Raw genomic sequence first — 24,691 nt, forward strand, 5'->3', positions numbered from 1 at the left:
ATGACTCCACCCCTTCCGCGAAGACCCCGCTGGCGCAGCCTCGCCCTGCTGGCATTGTGCTTGGCACCGCTGTTATGGCCGCTGGAGCATTTGGCCGAGCGCTACTATCGCAGCGAATTGGCCGGGCAAAACCGCCAGACTCTCGACCTGTATGTCGCCAACCTGTTGGGCACCCTGCACCGCTACGAAGTGTTGCCGCAAATCCTCGGCGATTTGCCGGCCCTGCGCATCGCCCTGGACGCACCTCACGTCAGTACCAACCTGGCCAATGCCAACCTGTTGCTCAAGGATGTCGCCGACCAGGCGGGCGTGGAAGTGATGTACCTGATGGACACCACCGGCAAGACCCTTGCCGCTTCCAACTGGGACAAACAAGACAGCTTCGTCGGGCGCAATTTCTCCTTTCGCCCCTATTTCAGCGAAGCCATGGCCGGGCGCCTGGGTCGGTTTTTCGGCCTGGGCACCACCTCAGCCAAGCGCGGATACTTCTTCGCCGCCGCGGTGCGTGACGGCGACACCATCATCGGCGTGCTGGTGGTCAAGGTCGACCTTGATCACACCGAAAGCCTGTGGGGCAATACCCCGGAACAACTGCTGGTCACCGACCACAACGGCGTGGTGATCCTCACCTCGCGCCCGCAATGGCGATTCCGCGCCACACGGCCACTGACCGCCGAAGAACGCCAGGCCATCATCGCCATCCAGCCCTACCCCACCCGCGACCCGCAGCCGCTGAGCCTGAGCAGCAGCGCCTGGCTGCGCCAATCCACGGCCATCGCCGAAACCGGCTGGAATGTGGAAATCCTGGCGCCACGCTCGCTGATCAACCGTCCGGTGCGCACGGTTGTCGCCGTGGGCGGTGCCACGTTGTTGGTGCTGATGCTGTTGCTGGGATTGCTGATGCAGCGCCGTCGGCACTATCTGGAACGCATCGCCTTCGAAGCCAAGGCCCGCCGTGAGCTGGAAATGCGCGTGGCCGAGCGTACCAGCGACCTGGAGGGCCTGAACCGGCGCCTGAAACAGGAAGTGTTGGAGCGCGAACACGCCCAGCAGGAACTGGTGCGCGCCCAGGACGATCTGGTCCAGGCCGGTAAACTCTCCGCCTTGGGCACCATGTCAGCGAGTATCAGCCATGAGCTGAACCAACCGTTGGCGGCGATTCGCAGCTATGCAGAAAACGCCGAAATCCTCCTCGACCATGAGCGCACCAGCGATGCCCGCGGCAACCTCAAACTGATCAGCGAGCTGACCGGGCGCATGGCCTCGATCATCGCCCATTTGCGTGCATTCGCTCGCCGTGATCGTCACGCGCCGGAGAGCGTAGCCTTGCAACCGGCCCTGGATGACGCCCTGGCGTTGCTGGCCAAACGGCGGCGCTCGATGGAAGTGGAATTGATCCGCGACCTGCCGGAGGCAACCCTGTGGGTGCAGGCCGGCGAAACCCGTCTGCGCCAGGTACTGGGTAACTTGCTGGCCAACGCCCTGGACGCCCTCACCGAAAAAGGCCCGCCGCGCAAACTCTGGCTGAGTGCCGAAACCACGCCCCAGGGCGTCAACCTGTACATTCGCGACAACGGCCCAGGTTTTTGCATGGAAGCCCTGGGCCGCGCCAGCGAGCCGTTCTACACCACCAAGACGCGCACCCAGGGCCTGGGCCTGGGCCTGGCAATCTGCGACACCCTGATGCGCGCCTTTGGTGGCGAACTGTTGTTCGCCAACCACAAGGAAGGCGGCGCGCTGTTAACCTTGAAATTGCGTGCCGGCTCGCCGGGCGTCAGTCTGCAACCGTCCGAGGACCGCAGTGTATGAGCATCGACAACCAGATTCAGGTGGTGTTGATCGACGACGATCCACACCTGCGCCAAGCCCTGTGCCAAACCCTGGACCTGGCCGGACTCAAAGTCCTGCCCCTGGGCGAAGCCACCGGCCTCACCGCACGCCTGTCCCGCGACTGGCCTGGCGTGGTGGTCAGCGACATCCGTATGCCCGGCATGGACGGCCTGGAGCTGCTGGCCGAACTGCATGGCCAGGACCCGGACCTGCCGGTGCTGCTGATCACCGGCCACGGCGACGTGCCGTTGGCGGTACAGGCCATGCGTGCCGGCGCGTATGACTTTCTGGAAAAACCCTTCGCCAGCGACGCACTGCTCGACAGCGTGCGCCGCGCCCTGGCCTTGCGTCGCCTGGTGCTGGACAACCGCAGCCTGCGCCTGGCCCTCAGCGATCGTCAGCAACTGAGCACGCGCCTGGTGGGGCACTCCCCGCAAATGTTGCGCCTGCGCGAGCAGATTGGCGCCTTGGCCGCGACCAAGGCCGATGTGCTGATCCTGGGCGAAACCGGTGCTGGCAAAGAAGTCGTCGCCCGCGCCCTGCATGACCTTTCAAGTCGCCGCAGTGGCCCATTTGTGGCGATCAACGCCGGGGCGCTGGCCGAATCGGTGGTAGAAAGCGAACTGTTCGGCCATGAGCCGGGGGCGTTCACCGGCGCGCAGAAACGCCGCATCGGCAAGTTCGAGTTCGCCAATGGCGGCACGCTGTTTCTCGATGAAATCGAAAGCATGAGCCTGGATGTGCAGGTCAAGTTGCTGCGCCTGTTGCAGGAGCGCGTGGTGGAGCGCTTGGGCGGCAATCAGCTGATCCCGCTGGATATCCGCATTATCGCCGCCACCAAGGAAGACCTGCGCCAAGCCGCCGACCAGGGCCGTTTCCGTGCCGACTTGTATTACCGCCTCAACGTCGCACCGCTACGCATCCCGCCCCTGCGCGAGCGTGGTGAAGATGCATTGATGCTGTTCCAGCACTTCGCCGACGAGGCCAGCAGCCGCCACGGCCTGCCCCTGCATGAGCTGCAACCGGGCCAACGCGCGCTGTTATTGCGCCACAGCTGGCCGGGCAATGTGCGGGAACTGCAAAACGCCGCCGAGCGTTTCGCCCTGGGCCTGGAGTTGGCGCTCGATAGCGCCCAGGACAATCCCGCCGCCGGCGTGCTGACGTCCACGCCCGGGGGCTTGAGCGAGCAAGTCGAGCAGTTCGAAAAAAGCCTGATCGCCGCCGAACTCACCCGCCCTCACAGCTCCGTGCGCAGCCTCGCCGAAGCGTTGGGCGTGCCGCGCAAGACCTTGCACGACAAGTTACGCAAACACGGTCTGAACTTCGCCGACAGCACCAGCCACAGCGCCGACGACGAATGAACCCGCCTACCACCAAGAGACCGCTATGAGCCGCGACAGCCGTTACCTGGAAGCCGTCCTTCACCACGACATTCCCCTCACCCGGGAGATGGGTCTCAAGGTGCTCGACTGGCGACACGACCAACTGCAGCTGCACCTGCCCTTGCAAGCCAATATCAACCACAAAAGCACCATGTTCGGTGGCAGCCTCTACTGTGGCGCCGTACTGGCAGGCTGGGGTTGGCTGCACCTGAAGCTGCGCGAAGCGGGAATAGAAGACGGTCATATCGTGATTCAGGAAGGGCAGATCAGCTATCCGCTGCCGGTGACGCAGGATGCAACGGCCATTTGCGCGGCGCCGGAAGAAAAAGTGTGGAAGCGTTTCCTGGCGACGTACAAGCGTTATGGACGGGCGCGGTTGGCGCTGCAGACATGGATTGTGAATGAAGGCAGTGAGGAGCGTGCAGTGGCCTTTACCGGCCAGTACGTCCTGCACCGCTAGCAGCCATTACATAAAATAAAAGTGGGAGCTGGCTTGCCTGCGATAGCGGTGGATCAGCCAATACCTGTATGACTGACACTCCGTCATCGCGGGCAAGCCCGCTCCCACATTTTGCTCTGCAGTGATCTTAAGATCTGGCCAGGGTCAACAGGCACTCACGCCATGCGGCCTTGGCTGGCAGCGCCAGAAAGAACGGGTTCAATAGCGATTCCCGCGCCGGGTAGCTGAACGGCTGACCGTTCAACTCCAACACTTCACCTCCCGCGCCTTCCAGTACGCCCTGTGCCGCAGCGGTATCCCACTGTGAGGTCGGTGCCAGGCGCGGATAGCAGTCAGCACTGCCTTCGGCCAGCAGGCAAAACTTCAACGAGCTGCCGATATTCGCCAGCTTCAGCGCGCCCAAACCTTCGCTCAAGCCATTCAGCAGGCGTTCCTGCTCAGGGCTGGTATGCCGACGACTAGCGACCACAGTAAAGGCTTCGCCCACGGCCGGAGTCTGGCGTACCTGGATCTGCTTGGGTGCGGCCTTCACATCTGAACGCCATGCCCCAAGGCCCGCGCCACCGAAGTAGCAACGGCCAGTGGTCGGCATCGACACTACGCCGAACACCACGCGGCCCTGTTCGATCAAGGCAATATTGACAGTGAATTCTTCGCTGCCGGAAATGAATTCCTTGGTGCCATCCAATGGGTCCACCAGCCACCAGCGCTGCCACTGGGCACGCACGCTCAGATCGATATCGGCGTCTTCTTCGGACAGTACCGGAATACTCGGATCGAGCGCGGTCAGGCCCGCGAGAATCAGATGGTGAGCGGCCAGATCGGCTGCCGTCACCGGCGAATCATCCGCTTTGGAGGTCACGGCTACATTGGCGCGCCAGTAGGGCAGGATAGCTTCGCCGGCCTGGCGGGCCAGCTCGATCACGGGGGCGATAAACGGGTGGCCTAAAAACAGTTCGCTCATGCGTTGAACGCTCCACGCTGGGTCAACAGATCGCGTACCAGGTACAGCGCGGCAAGCGCTCGGCCCTCGCTGAATTGCTCGTTTTGCGCAAGCGCCGAAAGCTCCCGCAGGTTGACCCTGTCCACGCGCATCGGCTCAGGCTCATCGCCCTCCAGGCGCTCTTCGTAAAGGTCGGTGGCCAGTACTACCTGAATTTTCTGGCTCATATAGCCCGGCGATAACGACAGCTCGGTGATGTGCTCCAACTGCCGTGCGCCATAGCCAGCTTCTTCCTTGAGCTCGCGGTCCGCCGCCGCCAGCACGTCCTCGCCGGGCTCGATCAAGCCTTTGGGCAAGGACAATTCATATTCGTCAGTGCCACCGCAGTACTCTTCGACCAGCAATGCATGATCCTCGTCGATCATCGCCACAATCATCACCGCGCCGTAGCCCGCGCCGCGCCCCACCAGGCGCTCGTAGGTCCGTTCAACGCCATTGGAAAAGCGCAACTGCACTTCCTCCACGCGGAACAAACGGCTACTGGCGACTATTTCGCGGGCGAGGACGGTGGGTTTCTGGCGCATAAGCGGCTCCTTGGCGTGATCGGGTTACTATACCGTGGCTTTTCCGATTGTCTGTGTCGGATATCTTTACTTACATGAGAACGCACCATGCCCTCTTTGCCCTGGCACGCCATCGACACCGTCCTGCTGGACATGGACGGCACCCTGCTCGACCTGCATTACGACAACCATTTCTGGATGGAACATCTGCCCCACCGATACGCCGAACTGCACGGCGTGAGCCGGGCCATGGCCGAAATGGAGTTGCAGCCGTTGTTTGAGCGTAACGCCGGACAGTTGCAATGGTATTGCCTGGATTTCTGGAGCACTGAACTGGCGATCCCGGTGCGCGAACTCAAGTTGGAAACCGCCCACCTGATCGCCCTGCGCCCGGATGCCGATACTTTTCTGAAGGCGATCAAACAGGCCGGCAAGCGCGTGATCATGATCACCAACGCTCATCGTGATTCGCTGTCATTGAAGTTGGAACGCATTGAACTGGCGCCGTATTTCGAGCGATTGATCAGCTCCCATGACTACGGTTTTCCCAAGGAAAACCCACAGTTCTGGGAAGCGTTGCAAGCCGATATCCACTTTGACCCGGCCCGTAGTCTGTTTATCGACGACACCTTGCCGATCCTGCGCAGTGCCCGGGATTTCGGCGTGGGGCATTTGCTGGCAGTCAAAGAGCCCGATAGCAAGAAAGGCCCGAAGGACACCGCAGAATTCGCGGCTGTCGGGGATTACCGAGATCTCATTGTCGGGCTCTGAACCCATGTGGGAGGGGGCTTGCTCCCGATAGCGGTGTATCAGCCAAGTATCAGGTGACTGAACCACCGCCATCGGGAGCAAGCCCCCTCCCACATTTTGTCCTGCGTATTACTCAGGGATACGCAGTGTCTGGCCTGGATAGATTTTGTCCGGGTGCGACAGCAGCGGCTTGTTGGCCTCGAAAATCTTGTTGTACTGGTTGGCGTTACCGTACACCGCGAGAGAAATCGCGCTGAGTGTGTCGCCCTTTTTCACCACGACGAAGCGAGCCGCGGCAACTGCAGGGCCGGTGACAGTGATCTGGTCATCTACGCTTGCCACGCCGGCAATGTTGCCCAGTGCCAAAAGGATCTTTTCTTTCTCTTCCTGGCTCGCCACTTCACCAGTCACAGTGACCTTGTCGCCGTCCACCGTGGTCTGCACGTTTGGATTACCCAGGCCCACCTTGCTCACATGTTCCTTCAGCTGCTCACTGGCATTCGCATTACCCGGCGTCAACAGGTCGACAATCTTTTCGCCGGCTTCTTTGATAAAGCTAAAAATACTCATGGTGCGCTCTCCTTGGGATTTAATTTCCAGATGCCCAAGACTAGACCAGTCCAGCAGACTTGGGTTCCAAACCGGCTAAAGACTCAAAAGTATCCAGATCCGCCGTCCCTGGAATAAGCCCCCGGCGAAATGGGCGGGAACCTTGATCGACGCCATCTATCAATACATCAATACTGGCAATTAGACGCGACCCTTTGTCGCGCCTAGTCTGAACACTGATCAATCCGTCGGTGGTACTGCCCCATGAACGCCAAGCGCCCAACCTGCGCGGCGCCCGCCCTTGAAACGCCCGCGCCCGCCGCCAGCCAGAGCTACCAATACTGCAATCTTGAACACACTGAAGTCGGCAGCACTGCGTTGGCCGAAGAGGTGGCGTTGGCCATTGCCTATAACGACATCAGTCAGGCGGTCATGCTGGTCACACCAACCGACCTGGAAGACTTTATCGTCGGCTTCAGCCTCGGCAGCGGGATTATTGCCGACGTTAGCGACATTTATGATCTCAAAATCAGCGGCGCGGGCTCCGCTCAGTATGCTCAGGTACAGATTTCCAGCCGCGCCTTCTGGAACCTCAAGCAGCAGCGCCGCCAATTGGCGGGCACCAGCGGCTGCGGCCTGTGCGGTGTAGAAGCGGTTGAACAGGCCCTGCCCGACCTTCAAGTGCTGCCCGGCGCGCCCTTGCCGCCCGCGCAATGGCTCGACGGCCTGCGCCAGCGCATCAGTGCGTTCCAACCGTTGGGCCAGTACAGCGGCGCAGTGCACGCGGCGGTGTTTATGAACGATCAAGGCGAATTGCTGTTGGGCCGTGAAGACATCGGCCGGCATAACGCCTTGGATAAATTGATCGGCGCTTTGATCCGCCAAAAGATTCCGACCGACGGCGGCCTGGCGATTGTTACCAGCCGCTGCAGCCTTGAATTGATCCAGAAAGTCTTGCGTGCAGGCATCCAAACCCTGGTCAGCCTGTCGTCGCCCACCGGCCTGGCCTTGCAATGGGCGCGCCGGCACAACCTCAATCTCATCCACCTGCCGCAGAAAAGCGCGCCACGGGTCTACAGCCCAGCGATGGAGCACCAGCCATGAGCCTTCACCACCAAGCCGACCAAACCCCGACTCCGCGCTACAAGCCTTATAAAGGCCCGGCCGGCGGCTGGGGCGCGCTGATCAGCGTGGCGCAAGCCTGGCTGACCAGCGATAACGCGCTTAAAAACCTGCGCATGATGCTCAAGACCAACCAGAACGGCGGCTTCGACTGCCCGGGCTGCGCCTGGGGCGACTCGCCGGAAAGCGGCATGGTCAAGTTCTGCGAAAACGGCGCCAAGGCGGTCAACTGGGAAGCCACCAAGCGCCGCGTCGATGCAGCCTTCTTCGCCAAGCACAGCGTCACGGCATTGCTGGAGCAAAGCGACTATTGGCTGGAATACCAGGGCCGCCTGACTGAGCCGATGCGCTATGACGCCGAAACCGACCGCTACACCCCCATCAGCTGGGATGCGGCATTTGACCTGGTCGGCAAGCACCTCAACGCGTTGCCCAGCCCGAACATGGCCGAGTTCTATACCTCGGGTCGCGCCAGCAACGAAGCCGCCTACCTGTATCAGCTGTTTGTGCGCGCCTACGGCACCAACAATTTCCCGGACTGCTCGAACATGTGCCACGAGGCCAGCGGCGTAGCCCTGGCGCAGAGTGTGGGCGTGGGCAAAGGCACCGTGACCTTTGACGACTTCGAACATGCCGACGCTATTTTCGTCTGGGGCCAGAACCCCGGCACCAACCACCCGCGCATGCTTGAACCGTTGCGCGAAGCGGTGAAGCGCGGCGCCCAGGTGGTGTGCATCAACCCCCTGAAAGAGCGCGGCCTGGAGCGCTTCCAGCACCCGCAACATCCGCTGGAAATGCTCACTAACGGCGACAAGCCGACCAACACTGCCTACTTCCGCCCTGCCCTGGGCGGCGACATGGCGATTCTGCGCGGCATGGCCAAGTTCCTGCTGCTGTGGGAACGCCAAGCGCTGGCCGAAGGCAAGGAAGCGGTGTTCGACCATGACTTTCTCAATGAGCACACCGCCAACGTACTGGAGTATCTGGGCCAGATCGACGACACCTCATGGGAAGAAATCGTCGAGCAATCCGGCCTGACCCTGGTCGAGATCGAGCAAGCGGCGCGCATGTACGCCAAAGGCAAAAACGTGATCATGTGCTGGGCAATGGGGATTACCCAGCACCGTCACTCGGTGCCGACCATCCAGGAAATCGCCAACCTGATGCTGTTGCGTGGCAATATCGGCCGCCCTGGTGCCGGCCTGTGCCCCGTGCGCGGTCACAGCAACGTGCAGGGCGATCGAACCATGGGCATCAACGAGCGCCCACCGGTGGCGTTCCTTGACGCGCTGGAGCGTCGATTCCAGTTTCAGGTGCCGCGAGACAATGGTCACAACGTGGTGGAAGCGATTCACGCCATGCTCGAAGGCCGCTCCAAGGTGTTTATCGGCCTGGGCGGCAACTTCGCCCAAGCCACGCCAGACAGCCCGCGTACCTTCGAAGCCCTGCGCAATTGCGACCTCACCGTGCAAATCAGCACCAAGCTCAACCGCAGCCACCTGATGCACGGTAAAGACGCACTGATCCTGCCGTGCCTGGGCCGTACTGATATCGACATCCAGGCCGACGGCCCGCAAGCGGTGACGGTGGAAGATTCGTTCAGCATGGTCCATGGCTCCAATGGCCAACTGCAGCCGCTGTCGAAACTGATGAAGTCCGAGCCGGCGATCCTGGCAGGCATTGCTGCCGCCACTTTGGGCAGCACGCCCGTGGATTGGAACTGGCTGGTGGCCGACTACGGACGCATCCGCGACCTGATCGCCGACACCATCCCTGGTTTCAAGGACTTCAACGAGAAGATCAAACATCCAGGTGGGTTTTACCTGGGCAACTCCGCCGGCGCACGCCGTTGGAACACACCGTCGGGCCGCGCCAACTTCCGCCCGAACATCTTGCCCAAGGACCTGATCCACGAACGCACCCACGCCACGGGCCGGGTGCCGGACCTGATCATGCAGTCGATGCGCTCCCATGATCAGTACAACACCACCATCTATGGCCTGGACGACCGTTATCGCGGGGTCAAAGGCCAGCGTGACGTGCTGTTCGTCAATGAAGCCGACATTATCCGCCTGGGCTTCAAACCGGGGCAGAAGGCCGACATTGTGTCGCTGTGGGAAGACGGCCGTGAGCGCCGTGTGAAGGGCTTTACGCTGCTGGCATTCGATATTCCGGCGGGGCAGGCGGCGGCTTACTACCCGGAAGTGAACCCATTGGTGCCATTGGAAAGCACTGGCGACGGTAGCCATACGCCAACATCGAAGTTTGTTGCGATTCGCTTGGAAGCGGCGAGTGACAGTGGGTTGATCATGGCGCGCTCGGCCTGACTTGATCCGAGATATGTGTTGCTTGAACTACTGCTTTCGCGGGCAAGCCCGCTCCCACACTGGGATGGGTTCACCATTGAGACTGTGTGGACCGATCTAATGTGGGAGCGGGCTTGCCCGCGAAGAGGCCAGCACAAGCACCGCACATTCTACAGGCACAAAAAAGGCCGCTTTTGCATAAAAGCGGCCGTTCCGAAGTAACTAAAGACCTGTAAAAACAACTTAAGTTCCCCATACAAAACAGCAACTTAGCAAATTGTATACAACCTCTGCCGCCGGTCGGATTTCGATTGTCAGCGACCCGATACAACCTCAGGATCGCGCCGTCATCCCCTTGAGGTTTCCCTGAATGAAGTTCTCCTCGATTCTCTTGTTGTCCCTTGGCCTGGTCAGTGGCGCAGCCATGGCCGGTGGCACCACCGAAGCCGGTGTAGGCGGCGCATTGGGCGGGGTTCTAGGTTCTGTTGTCGGCCAGCAGCTGGGCGGCAATACCGGTTCGACCATCGGCGCGGCCCTGGGCGGCGCGGGTGGTAGTGCGGTCGGCGCCGACAAGCGCAGCCGTGGCGAAGCCGCCATTGGCGGCGCACTGGGCGCAGCCGGCGGCAACGTCGTGGGCCGCAGTGTCGGCGGCAGTACCGGCGCACTGATCGGCTCGGCGGCCGGCGGTGGCGCGGGCGGTGCACTGGGCAACTACATGGGTAACGAAAGTGACCGCGACGACCGCCGTTATCGCGACCGCGACCGTGACGACCGTCGCTACTACCGCGATGGCCATCCGGGCCGTGGTCATGCCTATGGGCATCGCAAGAACAAGCACCACTACCGTCATCGGTAAGCTCTGAAGAGCACCGCAGTAGTAATGTGGGAGGAGCAAGCCCCCTCCCACATGGGGTGCCGCAAGGTCAGACCACCAGTCGCTGCAACGCCTCGCGCAACATCCCCGGTATCGGCACAGGCTGGTTCGAGGCCCGATCCACAAACACATGCACAAAGCGCCCCGCCGCACAGGCCTCTTCTTCGCCTGCCTTGAACACCGCCAGCTCATACTGCACCGAACTGTTGCCCAACTTGCCCACCCGTAGCCCGACTTCAATGCGTTCGGGAAAAGCGATCGAGGCAAAATAGTCACAGGCCGAACTCACCACAAACCCCACCACCTCACCGTCATGAATATCCAACCCGCCCTGTTCGATCAGGTAGGTATTCACCGCCGTATCGAAAAAGCTGTAGTAGGTGACGTTGTTCACATGGCCGTAGGCATCGTTGTCGTGCCAGCGTGTGGTGATCGGCTGGAAATAGCGGTAATCGGCGCGCAAGGGCGTTGAGTCAGGCATCGGCAAGTCTCTTCAGAGTAGGTCTAATTGAGCGCGGGCCCATTCGCGCACTTCGGCGTAGGGGTAGTCCTCCAGCGCGGCGAAACCGGGAATGCCCCGCGCCTTCAACTTGGTAAACAACGGCACGCTGATACCGCCAAGAAACCGCGTCAGCCGCTCGGCACTGGGTAGCTCGCCAGTGTGCTCATGATGCCTGTGGATAAAATCGCCGCACAGCCCCATGAAGCTTTTATCCACAAGCGGCGGCAGGCTTGGCGGAGGCGGCAGATACGCGACATGGCCGTGGCACACCGAACAATGTCCACAACGCTGGGGAGCGTTTTCATCACCAAAGTACTGCGCCAGGCGCTGCCCCAGGCAGTGCTCGGTGGCGAACAGGTCGAGCATGGCGTGAATCCGCGCTACCTCCGTCACCTCGTGTTGCTTGAAGCCTGTGTATAACTCAGCGCTCAAGGTTTGTGGTTCGAAATCGGTGTCGAGCAAACTGTAGACCTCGGTCATCTGCTTGCTTTCCAGCTCGATCAGGCCCTGCTCCTGGAAATAATCCAGCGCCTTTACCACACGGCTGCGCTCGGCATTGTGCTGTTGATACAGCGCGTCGAAATCCACCGTTGCCCAGGTTTTCGCACGCTTGCACACCTGGATGATTGCCGCGACGAACTGCTGCCGCTCGCCGGAAAAACGTGCGAGCAAAGCGTCGGGCTCGACCAGGTACTTGAAACGGTATTCGGCATAAAACGCGTAGCGCGGCGCGATCACACCCTTGAGTTCCAACTGCACCAGCAGCGTCTTGAGTGGCAACTCGCGAATATTGCTGTGATCGGACAACGACCTGAGCAGGAACTCCCACTGCCCTTCACTGCGTGCGGTCTGCAACTCCTCGAGGACACGGCCAATGCCCTCTTGCTCCGGCGTGTCGCCGTAGACGAAATTTTCCAGCACATTGAGGCTGTCGCGATTGGCCAACACCAGGCAATCCGACGGCTGCCCGTCACGCCCTGCACGGCCGATTTCCTGGCTGTAGTTCTCGATGGACTTTGGCAGGTCGAAGTGCACCACATTGCGGATATCGCTTTTATCGATGCCCATGCCGAACGCGATCGTCGCGACAATGCAATTGGAGCGCCCACCCATGAACCGCTGCTGGATGCCCTCGCGTTTATCGTGGGGCAAGCCCGCGTGGTAGGCCTCGGCCTGAATACCATGGCGATTCAGATGCTCGGCAATCTGCTCGGCGGTTTTCTGCAAGGTGACGTAGACAATGCTCGGCTGGTCGGGCCGCTCTCTCATCCACTCCACCAGCCGGCGACGCTTGTCCTGGCCGCTGACCGGCTCCACCAGCAGGTTGAGGTTGGGCCGGTAGAAGCCTGTGGTGACCACGTCACCCGGAGCAATCGCGAACTTGGCCTGCATGTCGGCAATCACCTTGGGCGTGGCCGTAGCTGTCAGCAGCAACGCTTGCGGGATATTGAACTGGCGCTGGTAGTCCGGCAGCTTCAAATAGTCCGGGCGGAAGTTGTGGCCCCATTCGGAGATACAGTGCGCCTCGTCCACCACCAGCAGCGAGATCTGCACGCTGTGCAAAAAGTTACGAAAGCGCTCGTTCTTCAAGCGCTCCACCGAAATCATCAGGATTTTCAACTCGCCCGAACGCGCACGGGCCATCACATCGTTGGCCTCATCACGGCTCTGGGCCGAATCGATACTGCCCGCCGAAATGCCATGGCGCTGCAGGAACCCCAATTGATCCTGCATCAACGCCAACAAGGGTGAGACCACCAACGTCAGGTGCGGCAGCAGCACCGCCGACAGCTGGTAGCACAAAGATTTACCCGACCCCGTAGGGAAAATTGCTGCTGCCGAACGCCCGGCCAGGACGGCGCTCACCGTCTCTTCCTGGCCCAGGCGAAACTGTGGATAACCAAAGACCTGCTGGAGGGTGTCGTGCATAAGGCTGTCACTCCATTGACCGCTGAACGTGGCTTAAAAACGTAGCCCAGTAAGTTCGGCGAATCGAGAAAGGTCGCAAGAAAATAAGAGACAGGATGATACACAGGCAGGGGATGGCCCAGGGCCGACGGGGAATATTGCGAAAACTCACATTGAATTAAGATCTTCGGCGGGTTTTTGATACAGGTTACGACTTGGTTTTTATCCTGCCTTCCCCCTGATGCATTGCGCTACAATCAAAGCCTTGCTAACCAGGAGTACGCTGCAATGAGCGAACTGACGTTTGAGCAAAAACAGGATCACTATCACAAGATCCGCCGCTCCAATTACCTGGCCAGCCTGCGCCTGGAAGGGTTCGATACCCAACCGGCCGATGTCGACAAGCCTCTGCCGACCCGCGAAGCCGTCCTTGCCAAGTACCGCAACACCTCGCGCTGATGCTCGACAAATACGGGGTGGGCCAGGACCCGCACTGCTACCCCGGTAGCAGCGTCCTGCGCAACCGCCTCGATTTGCTCGATGAACACCGCCTGCACGAGGCAGAGCGGGAGTTATCCGAGATTGCAGTAGGCAATCTTCCGCTGTTTCCGCCGCCCTACGACCTCGAACGTCTGCAACACATCCACCGCATCCTGTTCGGTGACATCTACGATTGGGCCGGTGAACTGCGCAGCGTCAACATCCAGAAAGGTGAGACGCTGTTCTGCACCCCGGAGCGCATCCCGCCGGAAGCGGCGAAGATCATTCGGCATATGCAGGAAGCCAATTGGTATACCGGCGCGTCCCAGGCCGATCTCGTTCACCACATCGCTGAAGCTTATGGCGATCTGAATGTCATCCATCCCTTCCGTGAAGGCAATGGACGGGCACAGCGGATCCTGTTTGAACAGATCATCGTGAATGCGGGGTTTTCGGTGAACTGGTGGCTGGTGAAACACGCGGCATGGATACCGGCGAATATTGATGCGGTGGCGTGTGACTATCGGGGACTGGAGGCGATTTTTGAGCGGTGTATCAGTAAGCCTCTCAGTGTCTGATCGAAGCGCGAACGATTAAACTATCTGTTTATTGCCCGATAACAAACTCACTTCTAAGCCACTGACCACCTGAACGCGACAGCCCCCTCACCCACTCCTACGTACCCACCATGAACCTGGCCCCCAACTTCCCCGAAGATCCTGTCATGCAGCAACTCCTGCAATTGCTGCATGAAGAATTCACTCTGCCGAAACACAAGACCATCAGCCTGCAAACCTCGCTCAACTTCGACCTTGCTTGCGATGGCGTTGAGGCCAAGCAATTCATGGAGGCGCTGGAACAGGATTTCGGGGTAGACCTAAGCGACTACGACGCTTATCGTTACTTTCAGCCGCCGGTATTCGACGTATTCTTGAAGCGACGCGCCAAAGGCCGTGGCGACAAAATACCGCTGACCATCGGCATGCTCTACCTGGCGAGCAAGACCCTCAGGTGGGACACGCAGACCTTGGAAAACCTGAGCTGATCCCAAGAGCACTGAGATACCAATGTGGGAGGGGGCTTGCTCCCGATGGCGGTGAATCAGTCAGCTTATCTATAGCTGACCCACCGCTATCGGGAGCAAGCCCCCTCCCACATTGGTTCTGCGTTAATCTGGCGAGCGGTATGCATAACAAGGACCTTACATGGACGTACTAATGGGCCTGCTGGCCGCCCTGCTCTGGGGTGGCACGGACTTTCTCGTGGGCCTCAATGCCCGCGCCGTTGGCGTTAAACGCGCGGTGTATTTTGGCCAGGCCCTCGGTTTTCTGATCATGACGTTGCTGCTGGTCATATTTCCGACCTACCTTTTCAAATCCCTCGATGCGCCGTTGAGCGTCTGGCTCCTGGGCATCGCAGCAGCCCTGCTGACCGTCTCTGGCGCCCTCGCGCTGTCCAAGGCATTCGCCCTGGGCAAAGCCGCCATCGTCGCGCCATTGGTCACGTCCTATGGCGTGGTGACCACCCTGCTGTCTTGGGCCAGCGGTGAGCACATCAGCCTGATACAACTGGGCTGCATCGCCCTGTGCGTGATCGGCGTGATCCTGTCCAGCATCCACAAGGACAACGGCACGCCCCACAACAACCCGCGCCTGTCCATCGTCTACGCCATGCTCGCAGCAACGCTGTACGGCACCAGTTTCTGGCTGCAAGGTCGCTACACCCTGCCGGCACTGGGGCCGATCACCATGTTGTGGTTGGGGTACCTGGTGGGCCTGTGCGTGCTGGTGGTGATGGTGCTGAAGATCAAGGACGGCCTGAAGATCCCACCGCTGAAAAATTGCGCGACGTTGACCGGTGCGAGCCTGATGAACCTCGGCGGGTTCTCGGCGTTTTCGTGGGGTGCGATGGCAGGGTCGGTATCGGTGGTGACGGTGATCAGTACGCTATCGGGCGGTATTGCGGCGATCCTGGGGTTTGTGTTTTTCAAGGAGCGCTTGTCGGCGGTACAGGTGCTCGGGGTTGTGCTGGTGCTGGTCGGCGCGGTGCTGCTGCACATCGTCCACTAACCCTGCGCGCACAAAAAAGCCGCCTACAGGAGGCGGCTTTTTCACAACAGCTGAGTCTTACAACTTAGGACCCGCAGCCTTGATCGCATCGCTCACTTCAAACTTCTTGAAGTTCTCGATGAACAGGCCCGCCAGCGCTTTCGCAGCTTCGTCGTAGGCGGCTTTGTCAGCCCAGGTGTTACGTGGGTTCAACAGGCCGGTCTCAACGCCCGGTACGGCCAATGGCACGTCGAGGTTGATAGTGTCGAGGTGTTCAGTTTGCGCACCGATCAACGCGCCGCTCTGGATCGCGGCGATCACGCCGCGAGTAGTCGGGATGTTGAAGCGCTTGCCAACGCCGTAGCCGCCACCGGTCCAGCCGGTGTTGACCAGGTAGACCTTGGAGCCGAAACCACGGATGCGCTTGATCAAAAGCTCAGCGTATTCGCCGGCCGGACGCGGGAAGAACGGCGCGCCGAAGCAGGTGGAGAAGGTCGACTTGATACCGCTGCCGGAACCCATTTCAGTCGAGCCCACCAACGCGGTGTAGCCGGACAGGAAGTGGTAGGCCGCTTGTTCTTCGCTGAGGATCGACACGGGCGGCAGTACGCCGGTCAGGTCGCAGGTCAGGAAGATCACTGCGTTTGGCTCGCCGCCCAGGTTTTTCTCGGAACGCTTGGCAACGTGCTCCAGCGGGTAGGCGGCACGGCTGTTCTGGGTCAGGCTGACATCAGCGTAGTCGGCGTGCTTGGCCTCGTCGATCACGACGTTTTCCAGCACGGCGCCGTGCTTGATGGCTTTCCAGATAACCGGCTCGTTCTTCTCCGATAGGTCGATGCACTTGGCATAGCAACCGCCTTCGATGTTGAACACCACGCCTTCGCCCCAGCCGTGTTCGTCGTCACCGATCAGGTAACGGCTTTCGTCGGCCGACAGGGTGGTCTTGCCGGTGCCGGACAGGCCGAAGAACAGGGTCACGTCGCCCGCTTCGCCAATGTTGGCGGCGCAGTGCATCGGCAGTACGTCGGCGGCCGGCAGCAGGAAGTTCTGCACCGAGAACATGGCTTTTTTCATTTCACCGGCGTAACGCATACCGGCGATCAGCACTTTTTTCTGTGCGAAGTTGAGGATCACGCAACCGTCGGAGTTGGTGCCGTCACGCTCTGGCACGCACTCGAAGTTGGCCACGTTGAGCACTTGCCACTCTTCACGACCGGCCGGGTTGTACTGGGCCGGGTTGATGAACAGGCAACGACCGAACAGGTTCTGCCAGGCAGTCTGGGTGGTCATTTTCACGGCCAGGTAGTGGTCTTCTGCGGCCCCTACGTGAACATGGGAAACGAAATGCTCTTGCGCGTTGTTGAACGCCTCGACGCGAGCCCACAGGGCATCAAACTTGTCGGCCGGGAACTTGCGGTTGATTGGGCCCCAGGCAATGGCGTCCTGGGTGGAAGGCTCTTCAACGATAAAACGGTCGACCGGCGAACGACCGGTGCGGTGACCGGTTTCGACAACCAGCGCACCAGTATCGGCAAGCACGCCTTCACCGCGCTGCAGGGCTTCTTTGACCAGATCGTCAACACTCAGATCGGTGTATACGGCGTTATTGGCTTGCGTCATGAGGTTCCCCGTCGGCCTATGGCCGAGTGCTCCAAACGTTTTGTAGTAGAAAGTTGCGCACTACTACCGCGAAAAAAGTGGGCCGGATTATGCCAGAAAAGCCCAAAAAGAGTAGGGCCCTCCCGTCAGAACACCTCTAATCCGGCGTTTGTCAGGTGATTTACCTGTGCTTAAACGTTTTAGTGGCGGGTGTCGGAAGGGGTGTCGATGCCCGCTCCGGCGAACAATTGGGCTACATCAGCGGCATCGAACAGGTAGCGCTGGTTGCAGAACTGGCAATCGATCTCGATATGGCCGCCGTGTTCCACCACCAGATTTTGCGCATCTTCCAGGCCCAGGCTGACCAAGGCGTTGCCCGAACGCTCGCGCGAACAGCTGCAATGAAAGTGCAAGGCTTGAGAGTCAAACAGCCGCACAGCCTCTTCATGGTAAAGGCGGTGCAGGATGGTTTCGTTGTCCAGGCCCAGCAGTTCTTCGGCCTTCAACGTGTCAGCCAAGGCGATGATATGCCGCCAGCTTTCGGCACGATCATCCTCATCCTTGATGCGATCGGCCGGCAATTGTTGCACCAGCAAACCACGGGCACGTTTGCCGTCGGCGTTAAGCCAGAACTTGGTGCCCACCTGCTGGGACATTACGAAGTAGTTGGTGAAGCACTCCGACAGGGTTTGGCCATCGAGGTCGACAATGCCCTGGTAGCGTTGGCCTTCGGTCGGGTCGACGGTGAGTGCCAGGACGCCATTGGGCATCAGGTCGGCCAAGGTGGCGTCCGCGGCGATCTGGTCGGCTTCATAACGGGCCAGGCCACGGATTTCGCGCTCGCTGGAGCACTCGATCATCAACATGGGCACCGGCCCTTCAGAACGGGCCTGCAAGATCAGCAACCCGTCGAACTTCATGGTGCCAACCAGCAGCGCCGCGGCGGCCATCAGCTCGCCGAGCAATTGCGCGACCGGCTCCGGATAGGCGTGTTTGGCAAGGACTTCGGCATAGCTGAGCTCCAACGACACCATCTCGCCGCGGGCATCGCTCTCATCGAAGATGAAGCGTTGGGTGAAGTCGGTATCCGGTAGATCAGTCATAGGTCTGGGTATCTGAAGTGATGACAAAATGATTACAAGGTTTATAAAATTAAACGCTTTAGCACCATCTTGGTGCGACTTCTCCTGAATTCAAGGAGCTGAATAGAGCGATGAGGGACAGTTTATGAACAATCCGGGTTTGTTCCAAGCCAACTGGAACCTCCGGCGATGGGCTCTTTGCAATCTACTCGCTATCGGACTGCTGTGTTTTTGGCTGTGGCCCACGGGCCAGATGCTGTGTGTGATTTTCGACGAGTGGCTGTTTCATCTGCTCAATGGCCCGCTGGCCACCCATTCGACCTGGCTGCATGTGTGGGCCGTGGCCAGTCTGCGGCCGTTTGATGCAGTGGTCGGCGTTATTTTGCTGACGCTGCTGATCCGCGGTGACTGGGTGTTCAAGGCCGTGCAGGTGCGCCAGGCGTTTTTTGGTTTTCTCGGCATTCTGCTGCTGTTGCTGTTTATTCGAATGTTGTTCTCCAAACTCGCGGCGCATATGGGCTGGCAGCACAGCAGCCCGTCCATGGTGATCGGCGGCGCGATTCAGATGAGTGATTTTTTCCCGGGGCTGGAGAAAACCTGGGAGTTGAAGGACCGTTCCAGCCAGAGCTTCCCGGGCGACCATGCCTCGGTGCTGTTGATCTGGGGAATGTTCATGACCGTATTTGCCAAGCGCATCGGCCAGGTGCTGGTGATCTGGGGCCTGGCGCTGCTGTTCATGATGCCGCGCCTGGTTGCGGGCGCGCACTGGGGTCAGGACGATTACATCGGTGGCGTACTGCTGGCGCTGTTGGCGCTGGGGTGGGGGTATTACACGCCGTTTGCGGCGAAGGTGTCGGGGTTCCTGTTGCGGGTAACCGCGCCGGTGTTCGGGCTGCTTGGAAAACTGCCGGTGATCGGGCGATTGAGCGTTATACGCACCGCTCCTTAAATGCGCGGGTTAAATGTGGGAGGGGGCTTGCTCCCGATTTGCAGTGGCTCAGTCACAAGTGTATTGGCTGACACTCTGCTATCGGGAGCAAGCCCCCTCCCACATTTTGATCTGCTGCCGGCACGAGATTCGTAATCAATCGTCGTTGCCGCTGCCGCGGAACTTGAATAGATCGCGGCGCTGCTTCTTGCTTGGCTTGCCATCGGTGGTCATGCCGGTCGCTCCAGCCTTGCGCATGGCCGCTGCGTTTTCGCGCTTGGCGATACTCGCTTCGGTCTCGGTGTAAAGCGCCTGCGCTTCGGGTGCCCCACGGCGCACGACAGATAGCGCCTGCACCACGACGGCCTTTTCATCAAACCCTGTACGAATCTGAAACTCATCGCCGATACGTGGCTCTTTGCCCGGCTTGCAGCGCTCGCCGCGATGATGAACCTTCCCGCTTTCGATTGCGGCCTTGGCCAGGGCACGGGTTTTGTAGAACCGCGCGGCCCACAACCACTTGTCCAGTCGGACCTTTTCTTCCTCTTCCTGTTTTTGACCCACTTGAATTCCTCGCTCTGAAAAATGTCGCAACCTTACCGTTGAAACCCTTCGACGCATAAACCCCAAGGCTCACCTAAGATACGCCAGGTAGCACCCTGTTTTCGCGAGGATACGCTGTGACCGACTTCCCCCTTTCACTCACCTCGCCCAACCAGCGGTGCGTGGGTTGCCAGCAAAGCGAGCCTCTGGGGTTCGACTTTGCGTTCGCCTACCAGCCTATCGTAGACCTGCGTGACCATTCGATATTCGCCAACGAAGCCTTGGTGCGCGGTACCCAGGGAGAAGGCGCGCTCTCGGTGCTGGCCCAGGTCAACGAAACCAATCGCTACCACTTCGACCAGCGCTGCCGAACCAAGGCCATCGCCGGTGCCGCAGCGCTGGGCATGCAGACTCACCTTTCCATCAATTTCATGCCCAATGCCGTATATCGCCCGGAACTGTGTATTCGCAGCACCCTGGAGGCCGCCCGGGCGCACAATTTCCCGCTGGACCGGCTGATTTTCGAGACGCTGGAAAGCGAGCATGTAGATAACTATCGCCATTTGACGAATATTCTGCGTGAATATCGCGAATTCGGCTTCAAGACCGCCATCGACGACTTCGGTGCGGGTTATTCGGGGCTGAACCTGCTGGCCGATTTCCAACCCGACCTGATCAAACTCGACATGGCGTTGATTCGCGATGTCGATCAAGACCGTGTCCGTCAGGTGATCGTCCGGGGGATTGTCACAATCTGTGAGCAGTTGGGAGTTACTGTCATCGCCGAAGGCATCAAAAGTGCTGCCGAGCGGGATTTCCTCTCCGACTGTGGAATATTTCTGATGCAGGGTTTTTGGTTCGCCAAACCTGCATTCAATGCCCTGGCCAAGGTTTCTCCTCAAGCCTGGGCAAATTGACCGGTACCCATATTGAAGACATTTGACCATTTGACCGTTGTGGGTCTGCGTGAATGGGTGGCACTTCCCGACCTGGGAGTGGCGGGCCTGCGCGCGAAGATCGACACCGGTGCCAGCACCTCAAGCCTGCACGCCACCGATATCGAGCCGTTTGAGCGCGACGGTGAAAAGTGGGTGCGCTTTACCGCGCACCTGGGCAGCGTGGTGCAACTGCGTCACCGTCGCTGCGAAGCGCCCCTGGTGACGATGAAAACCATCAAGAGCTCCAATGGCCATGCGCAGGTGCGCTACGTGATCAGCACCACCCTGGCGCTGGGTGACCGGGTATGGCGGGTGGAATTCACCCTCGCCTGTCGCAAAGCCATGCGTTACCGCCTGTTACTGGGCTCCAAGGCGTTGATTGACGGCCAGTTGGTCGTCAATCCAGGCGTCAAGTACGTTCAAGACAAGCCGGTGTTCCCGGTCTCCACTATTTCTGCCCCAGGTGCTGCATGAAGATTGCTGTGCTGTCGCGAAACCCGCGTCTGTATTCCACCCGCCGCCTGGTCGAGGCCGGCACTGAACGTGGCCATGAAATGGTGGTGATCGACACGTTGCGTGCCTACATGAACATTGCCAGCCACAAGCCGCAGATTCACTACCGGGGCAAACCCTTGGAAGGCTTTGATGCGGTGATCCCGCGTATCGGCGCTTCGGTGACGTTTTATGGCTGCGCGGTGTTGCGTCAGTTTGAAATGATGGGGGTGTTTCCTCTCAACGAATCCGTGGCCATTGCCCGCTCGCGGGACAAACTGCGTTCGCTGCAGTTGCTGTCACGCCGGGGTATCGGCTTGCCGGTCACAGGCTTTGCGCACTCCCCGGATGACATCCCTGACCTGATCGAGATGGTCAATGGTGCACCGCTGGTGATCAAGGTACTGGAAGGCACCCAAGGCATCGGTGTGGTGCTGTGTGAAACGGCGACGGCAGCTGAATCGGTGATCGAGGCGTTCATGGGCCTCAAGCAGAACATCATGGTGCAGGAGTACATCAAGGAAGCCGGCGGCGCGGATATTCGCTGCTTCGTGGTGGGCGACAAAGTGATCGCGGCGATGAAGCGCCAGGCCAAGCCCGGTGAGTTCCGCTCCAACCTGCACCGTGGCGGCAGCGCCAGCCTGATCAAGATCACACCGGAAGAACGCATGACCGCACTGCGGGCAGCCAAGGTGATGGGCTTGAGCGTGGCAGGCGTGGATATCCTGCGCTCCAATCATGGGCCGCTGGTGATGGAAGTGAACTCATCGCCAGGCCTGGAAGGGATCGAGACCACCACCGGCAAGGACGTGGCGGGGATCATCATTCAGCATCTGGAAAAGAATGGTGGGCCGAATATGACTCGGACCAAGGGCAAAGGCTAAAAGCCTATTTTAATCCCGACATGAAACCAATGTGGGAGGGGGCTTGCTCCCGATAGCGGTGTCACAGTCACTGAACTTCTTGACTGAAAGACCGCCATCGGGAGCAAGCCCCCTCCCACATTTTTGATATTTGTTGTTTGTCAGACCGCATCTCTAGGCAGCATCAACCCAAGCGGCAAGCGCACCCGCGCCTCCAACCCGCCTTCTTCCCGGTTACGCAACTCGACATTGCCGCCATGCATCGAGGCGATTCGTCGCACGATCGCCAACCCCAACCCGGTGCCCTTGCCACCTCGGGCTCGGTCGCCACGGGTGAACGGGTTGAAGATACCCTCAAGCTCGGCAGGGTCGATCCCCGTGCCACGGTCCATCACGCTCAGCACCACGTAAGGCGCGGCACTGTCACCGGAGACATACGCCGCCACCTCCACATCGGAACCGGCATGATGCAAGGCGTTGCCGATCAGGTTGTTCAGCAGGCGCTTCATCGAGACCCGGCGCAATGCAAACGGCTGGATCGGCTCCAGGCGCATGCGCACCTGCTCACCGTTCTGGTTATAGGGCGCAACCACCTCACGCACGAGGTCCGTGAGGTCCACCTCCTCAACCACTTCATCACGCCCGTCGCGGATGAAGGCCAGGAACTGGTCCAGGATAGCGTCCATGTCCTCGATATCGCGCACCATGTCATCGGTGAGGTCGGTATGGTCCCCCATCAGCTCCAGGGACAGGCGCAATCGCGTCAACGGTGTGCGCAAGTCATGGGACACGCCTGCCAGCATCAGCTCGCGCTCGCGCCCGGCCTGCTCGACGTCTTCCGCCATCTGGTTGAACGCGCCGTACACCTCGGTCATCTCACTGGGCGTGTCGCTGACCGGCAGGCGCACACTGCGCCCCTGGCCCAATTGGCGAGCGGCAAATACCAGGCGCTTGAGTGGTTGGTTGAGCTGACGGACGAAGATCCACGCGGAGGCCGTTGAAAGCAAGCCGATGGCCAGGAACCAGCCCAGCACGTTCCAGATTTTCTGCCCGCGCAGCGGGTGCGGATAAAGCGGCACCTTGATCCAGGCATCGCCCAGGCTAGGTGCCCGCACCCATAACGCCGGTGAAACATGCATGCGCAGCCTCACCTCGGTGTCGGCGCCCAGTTCGGCCTGCATCTGGCGCTGATAGATCTCGCTGTAAGGCCAATGCTGCTCGCCTTCAGGCACGCCGGCCCCATCAACCCGAGTCAAGGTCGACGCCTTGGCCACCTTTTCTCGGTTCTCAGGGTCTACGGCCCAATAGCCCCGCAACGTCAGGGCCACACCGTGGCTGTACTGCCGATCCACCAGCACGTCTTCGTTCATCAACAGATAAACCAGCGTGAGCGCCTTGGAAAACAGAACGACAATAAGCACCAGCCAAAGGGTGCGAGAGAAGAAACTTTGTGGGAACCACAGCGGGGTTTTCATAGATGAAAGCTGCACACCTTGCAGGAACGAGCGGTGCTCGCAGAATTGCAGACGCCGGGCATCCCGTCGACTCTCATGGAGTCAAACGCCGGATACCCGCCCCTGCAAATCATCGGTCACTTGGTTGCGGTGCCATCCGGCACAAACACATAACCCACGCCCCACACCGTCTGGATATACCGCGGCTTGGAGGGGTCCGGCTCAATCATCCGGCGCAGTCGGGAAATCTGCACGTCGATGGAGCGCTCCAGGGCGTCCCATTCACGGCCACGGGCCAGGTTCATCAGCTTGTCACGGGTCAGCGGCTGACGGGCGTTCATCACCAGAGCCTTGAGCACCGCGAATTCGCCGGTGGTAAGCATGTGCACTTCTTCGCCACGCTTGAGCTCACGGGTGGCCAACGACAGTTCGTAGTCGCCAAAGGTGACGCTTTCGTCTTCGCTGCCCGGTGCGCCCGGCACGGCCGGTGCCTGGCGACGCAATACGGCCTTGACCCGCGCCATCAGCTCATCAGGGTTGAACGGCTTGGCCAGGTAGTCATCAGCGCCCAGTTCAAGGCCCTTGATGCGGCTCAGCTCATCGCCCTTGGCGGTGAGCATGATGATTGGAATCTGGTTGTTGGCACCACGCAGGCGCTTGCAGGCGGTAAGGCCGTCTTCGCCGGGCAGCATCAGATCGAGCACGACCAGGTTGAACACTTCACGCCCCAACAGGCGGTCCATTTGCTCGGTGTTCGGCACCGCGCGGGCACGGTAGCCCTTGGAGTTGAAAAAACGCTCCAGCAGGCTGCTCAGCCCCGGATCGTCATCAACGATGAGAATTTTTTCGCCTTCAGCAGTTTGTGCGGTGCTGCTCATTGGATGCTCCTCTTATCTCGGCGCGCATTATGGCGTAGCTGCCGTTATACGCACCGTGTGCATTGTTAGCAGATTTTTCATCTACTGCCAGCGAACCCACGCCCTACAACCTCCGGCGCAGTACCCCCCAATAGCAGAACGCTGGTTATAATGCGGCGCCTCCGTGCAGGGCAACGTCAGATCGTTACCGTTTGCTG

General features: G+C 60.0%; 25 protein-coding genes. 15 read left to right on the forward strand and 10 right to left on the reverse strand.

All coding sequences use genetic code 11. The annotated features are described in order from the left end of the window. The 3 genes from QMK52_RS05655 to QMK52_RS05665 are packed head-to-tail and all read left to right on the forward strand — an operon-like array spanning position 1 to position 3,672. Positions 1–1,809: a sensor histidine kinase gene (locus tag QMK52_RS05655; protein WP_005783854.1), complete on the forward strand. Its 1,809-nt coding sequence runs from the start codon at positions 1–3 to the stop codon at positions 1,807–1,809. Next, positions 1,806–3,191, forward strand: coding sequence for a sigma-54-dependent transcriptional regulator (locus QMK52_RS05660; RefSeq protein ID WP_032878393.1), 1,386 nt, complete (start codon positions 1,806–1,808; stop codon positions 3,189–3,191). The genes QMK52_RS05655 and QMK52_RS05660 overlap by 4 nt, the downstream gene beginning before the upstream one ends. A 25-nt stretch (positions 3,192–3,216) precedes the next feature. Next, positions 3,217–3,672, forward strand: a complete 456-nt coding sequence (locus QMK52_RS05665) for a thioesterase domain-containing protein (RefSeq protein ID WP_148853131.1) — start codon at positions 3,217–3,219, stop codon at positions 3,670–3,672. A gap of 127 nt (positions 3,673–3,799) precedes the next feature. Here QMK52_RS05665 and cysQ read toward each other — a convergent pair whose 3' ends face one another. Then, on the reverse strand, positions 3,800–4,636 hold the full coding sequence (gene cysQ, locus QMK52_RS05670; RefSeq protein ID WP_320403902.1) for a 3'(2'),5'-bisphosphate nucleotidase CysQ: 837 nt from the start codon (positions 4,634–4,636) through the stop codon (positions 3,800–3,802). Next, positions 4,633–5,199 carry an ADP compounds hydrolase NudE gene (gene nudE / locus QMK52_RS05675; RefSeq protein WP_005783845.1) on the reverse strand — a complete coding sequence of 189 codons (567 nt, stop codon included), beginning with the start codon at positions 5,197–5,199 and terminating at the stop codon, positions 4,633–4,635. Before nudE ends, cysQ begins: the two co-directional genes overlap by 4 nt. Positions 5,200–5,286: 87 nt before the next feature. On the opposite strand from nudE, the gene yrfG reads away from it, so the two are divergent. Beyond that, positions 5,287–5,949: a GMP/IMP nucleotidase gene (gene yrfG / locus QMK52_RS05680; RefSeq protein WP_078820044.1), complete on the forward strand. Its 663-nt coding sequence runs from the start codon at positions 5,287–5,289 to the stop codon at positions 5,947–5,949. A gap of 108 nt (positions 5,950–6,057) precedes the next feature. Here the strand turns inward: yrfG and lysM are convergent, their stop codons facing one another. Beyond that, a complete protein-coding gene (gene lysM / locus QMK52_RS05685; RefSeq protein ID WP_078820043.1) occupies positions 6,058–6,498 on the reverse strand; it encodes a peptidoglycan-binding protein LysM in 441 nt (146 codons plus the stop codon). Positions 6,499–6,741: 243 nt separating this feature from the next. On the opposite strand from lysM, the gene fdhD reads away from it, so the two are divergent. The 3 genes from fdhD (at position 6,742) to QMK52_RS05700 (ending at position 10,761) form a co-directional block, all read left to right on the forward strand. Next, complete coding sequence (gene fdhD / locus QMK52_RS05690) at positions 6,742–7,581, forward strand: formate dehydrogenase accessory sulfurtransferase FdhD (protein WP_005783839.1); 840 nt, start codon at positions 6,742–6,744, stop codon at positions 7,579–7,581. Then, positions 7,578–9,926, forward strand: coding sequence for an FdhF/YdeP family oxidoreductase (locus QMK52_RS05695; RefSeq protein ID WP_194439835.1), 2,349 nt, complete (start codon positions 7,578–7,580; stop codon positions 9,924–9,926). The genes fdhD and QMK52_RS05695 overlap by 4 nt, the downstream gene beginning before the upstream one ends. 349 nt (positions 9,927–10,275) lie before the next feature. Beyond that, entirely contained in the window at positions 10,276–10,761 is a 486-nt protein-coding gene (locus QMK52_RS05700; protein ID WP_005783837.1) for a glycine zipper domain-containing protein, read from the forward strand. A 67-nt stretch (positions 10,762–10,828) separates the two neighbouring features. Here the strand turns inward: QMK52_RS05700 and QMK52_RS05705 are convergent, their stop codons facing one another. Together QMK52_RS05705 and QMK52_RS05710 are read right to left on the reverse strand one after the other, a co-directional pair. Next, entirely contained in the window at positions 10,829–11,260 is a 432-nt protein-coding gene (locus QMK52_RS05705) for an acyl-CoA thioesterase (protein WP_194439833.1), read from the reverse strand. Between the two features lie 12 nt (positions 11,261–11,272). Next, positions 11,273–13,210, reverse strand: a complete 1,938-nt coding sequence (locus tag QMK52_RS05710; RefSeq protein WP_005783833.1) for an ATP-dependent DNA helicase RecQ — start codon at positions 13,208–13,210, stop codon at positions 11,273–11,275. A 267-nt stretch (positions 13,211–13,477) separates the two neighbouring features. Between QMK52_RS05710 and QMK52_RS05715 the strand changes: the two genes are divergently transcribed. From QMK52_RS05715 to QMK52_RS05730, 4 genes are all read left to right on the forward strand, one after another. Beyond that, positions 13,478–13,648, forward strand: coding sequence for a YhfG family protein (locus QMK52_RS05715; protein WP_005783831.1), 171 nt, complete (start codon positions 13,478–13,480; stop codon positions 13,646–13,648). Next, entirely contained in the window at positions 13,648–14,247 is a 600-nt protein-coding gene (locus tag QMK52_RS05720) for a Fic/DOC family protein (RefSeq protein WP_320403903.1), read from the forward strand. Before QMK52_RS05715 ends, QMK52_RS05720 begins: the two co-directional genes overlap by 1 nt. A gap of 110 nt (positions 14,248–14,357) precedes the next feature. Next, complete coding sequence (locus QMK52_RS05725; RefSeq protein WP_005783828.1) at positions 14,358–14,714, forward strand: DUF1493 family protein; 357 nt, start codon at positions 14,358–14,360, stop codon at positions 14,712–14,714. A gap of 160 nt (positions 14,715–14,874) precedes the next feature. After that, a complete protein-coding gene (locus tag QMK52_RS05730; protein ID WP_320403904.1) occupies positions 14,875–15,738 on the forward strand; it encodes a DMT family transporter in 864 nt (287 codons plus the stop codon). 57 nt (positions 15,739–15,795) lie between these two features. Here the strand turns inward: QMK52_RS05730 and QMK52_RS05735 are convergent, their stop codons facing one another. Together QMK52_RS05735 and hslO are read right to left on the reverse strand one after the other, a co-directional pair. Beyond that, positions 15,796–17,337, reverse strand: a complete 1,542-nt coding sequence (locus QMK52_RS05735; protein ID WP_005783824.1) for a phosphoenolpyruvate carboxykinase — start codon at positions 17,335–17,337, stop codon at positions 15,796–15,798. A 179-nt stretch (positions 17,338–17,516) separates the two neighbouring features. Beyond that, a complete protein-coding gene (hslO, locus tag QMK52_RS05740; protein ID WP_005783822.1) occupies positions 17,517–18,419 on the reverse strand; it encodes an Hsp33 family molecular chaperone HslO in 903 nt (300 codons plus the stop codon). 124 nt (positions 18,420–18,543) lie between these two features. Between hslO and QMK52_RS05745 the strand changes: the two genes are divergently transcribed. Further along, positions 18,544–19,347, forward strand: a complete 804-nt coding sequence (locus QMK52_RS05745) for a phosphatase PAP2 family protein (RefSeq protein ID WP_194439805.1) — start codon at positions 18,544–18,546, stop codon at positions 19,345–19,347. 135 nt (positions 19,348–19,482) lie between these two features. On the opposite strand, the gene QMK52_RS05750 is transcribed toward QMK52_RS05745, so the two are convergent. Next, the gene (locus tag QMK52_RS05750) at positions 19,483–19,890 is read right to left on the reverse strand and encodes an RNA-binding S4 domain-containing protein (RefSeq protein WP_320403905.1); all 408 of its coding nucleotides are present in this window, start codon (positions 19,888–19,890) and stop codon (positions 19,483–19,485) included. Positions 19,891–20,006: 116 nt separating this feature from the next. On the opposite strand from QMK52_RS05750, the gene QMK52_RS05755 reads away from it, so the two are divergent. From QMK52_RS05755 to rimK, 3 genes are read left to right on the forward strand one after another with little or no spacing between them, the layout of a single operon-like run. Next, on the forward strand, positions 20,007–20,786 hold the full coding sequence (locus QMK52_RS05755; RefSeq protein WP_320403906.1) for an EAL domain-containing protein: 780 nt from the start codon (positions 20,007–20,009) through the stop codon (positions 20,784–20,786). A 30-nt stretch (positions 20,787–20,816) separates the two neighbouring features. Further along, positions 20,817–21,281: an ATP-dependent zinc protease gene (locus QMK52_RS05760; RefSeq protein WP_169986753.1), complete on the forward strand. Its 465-nt coding sequence runs from the start codon at positions 20,817–20,819 to the stop codon at positions 21,279–21,281. Next, positions 21,278–22,183 (forward strand): 30S ribosomal protein S6--L-glutamate ligase, encoded by a 906-nt coding sequence (rimK, locus tag QMK52_RS05765; protein ID WP_003187674.1) that lies wholly within the window; start codon positions 21,278–21,280, stop codon positions 22,181–22,183. The genes QMK52_RS05760 and rimK overlap by 4 nt, the downstream gene beginning before the upstream one ends. Positions 22,184–22,323: 140 nt before the next feature. Here rimK and QMK52_RS05770 read toward each other — a convergent pair whose 3' ends face one another. Together QMK52_RS05770 and ompR are read right to left on the reverse strand one after the other, a co-directional pair. Further along, on the reverse strand, positions 22,324–23,637 hold the full coding sequence (locus QMK52_RS05770) for an ATP-binding protein (protein WP_005783812.1): 1,314 nt from the start codon (positions 23,635–23,637) through the stop codon (positions 22,324–22,326). A 116-nt stretch (positions 23,638–23,753) separates the two neighbouring features. Continuing rightward, complete coding sequence (gene ompR / locus QMK52_RS05775; protein ID WP_003187669.1) at positions 23,754–24,494, reverse strand: two-component system response regulator OmpR; 741 nt, start codon at positions 24,492–24,494, stop codon at positions 23,754–23,756. Positions 24,495–24,691: the final 197 nt, after the last annotated feature.

This window comes from Pseudomonas sp. P9_2 (assembly GCF_034008255.1).
GTDB classification, from domain to species: Bacteria; Pseudomonadota; Gammaproteobacteria; order Pseudomonadales; family Pseudomonadaceae; genus Aquipseudomonas; species Aquipseudomonas synxantha_A.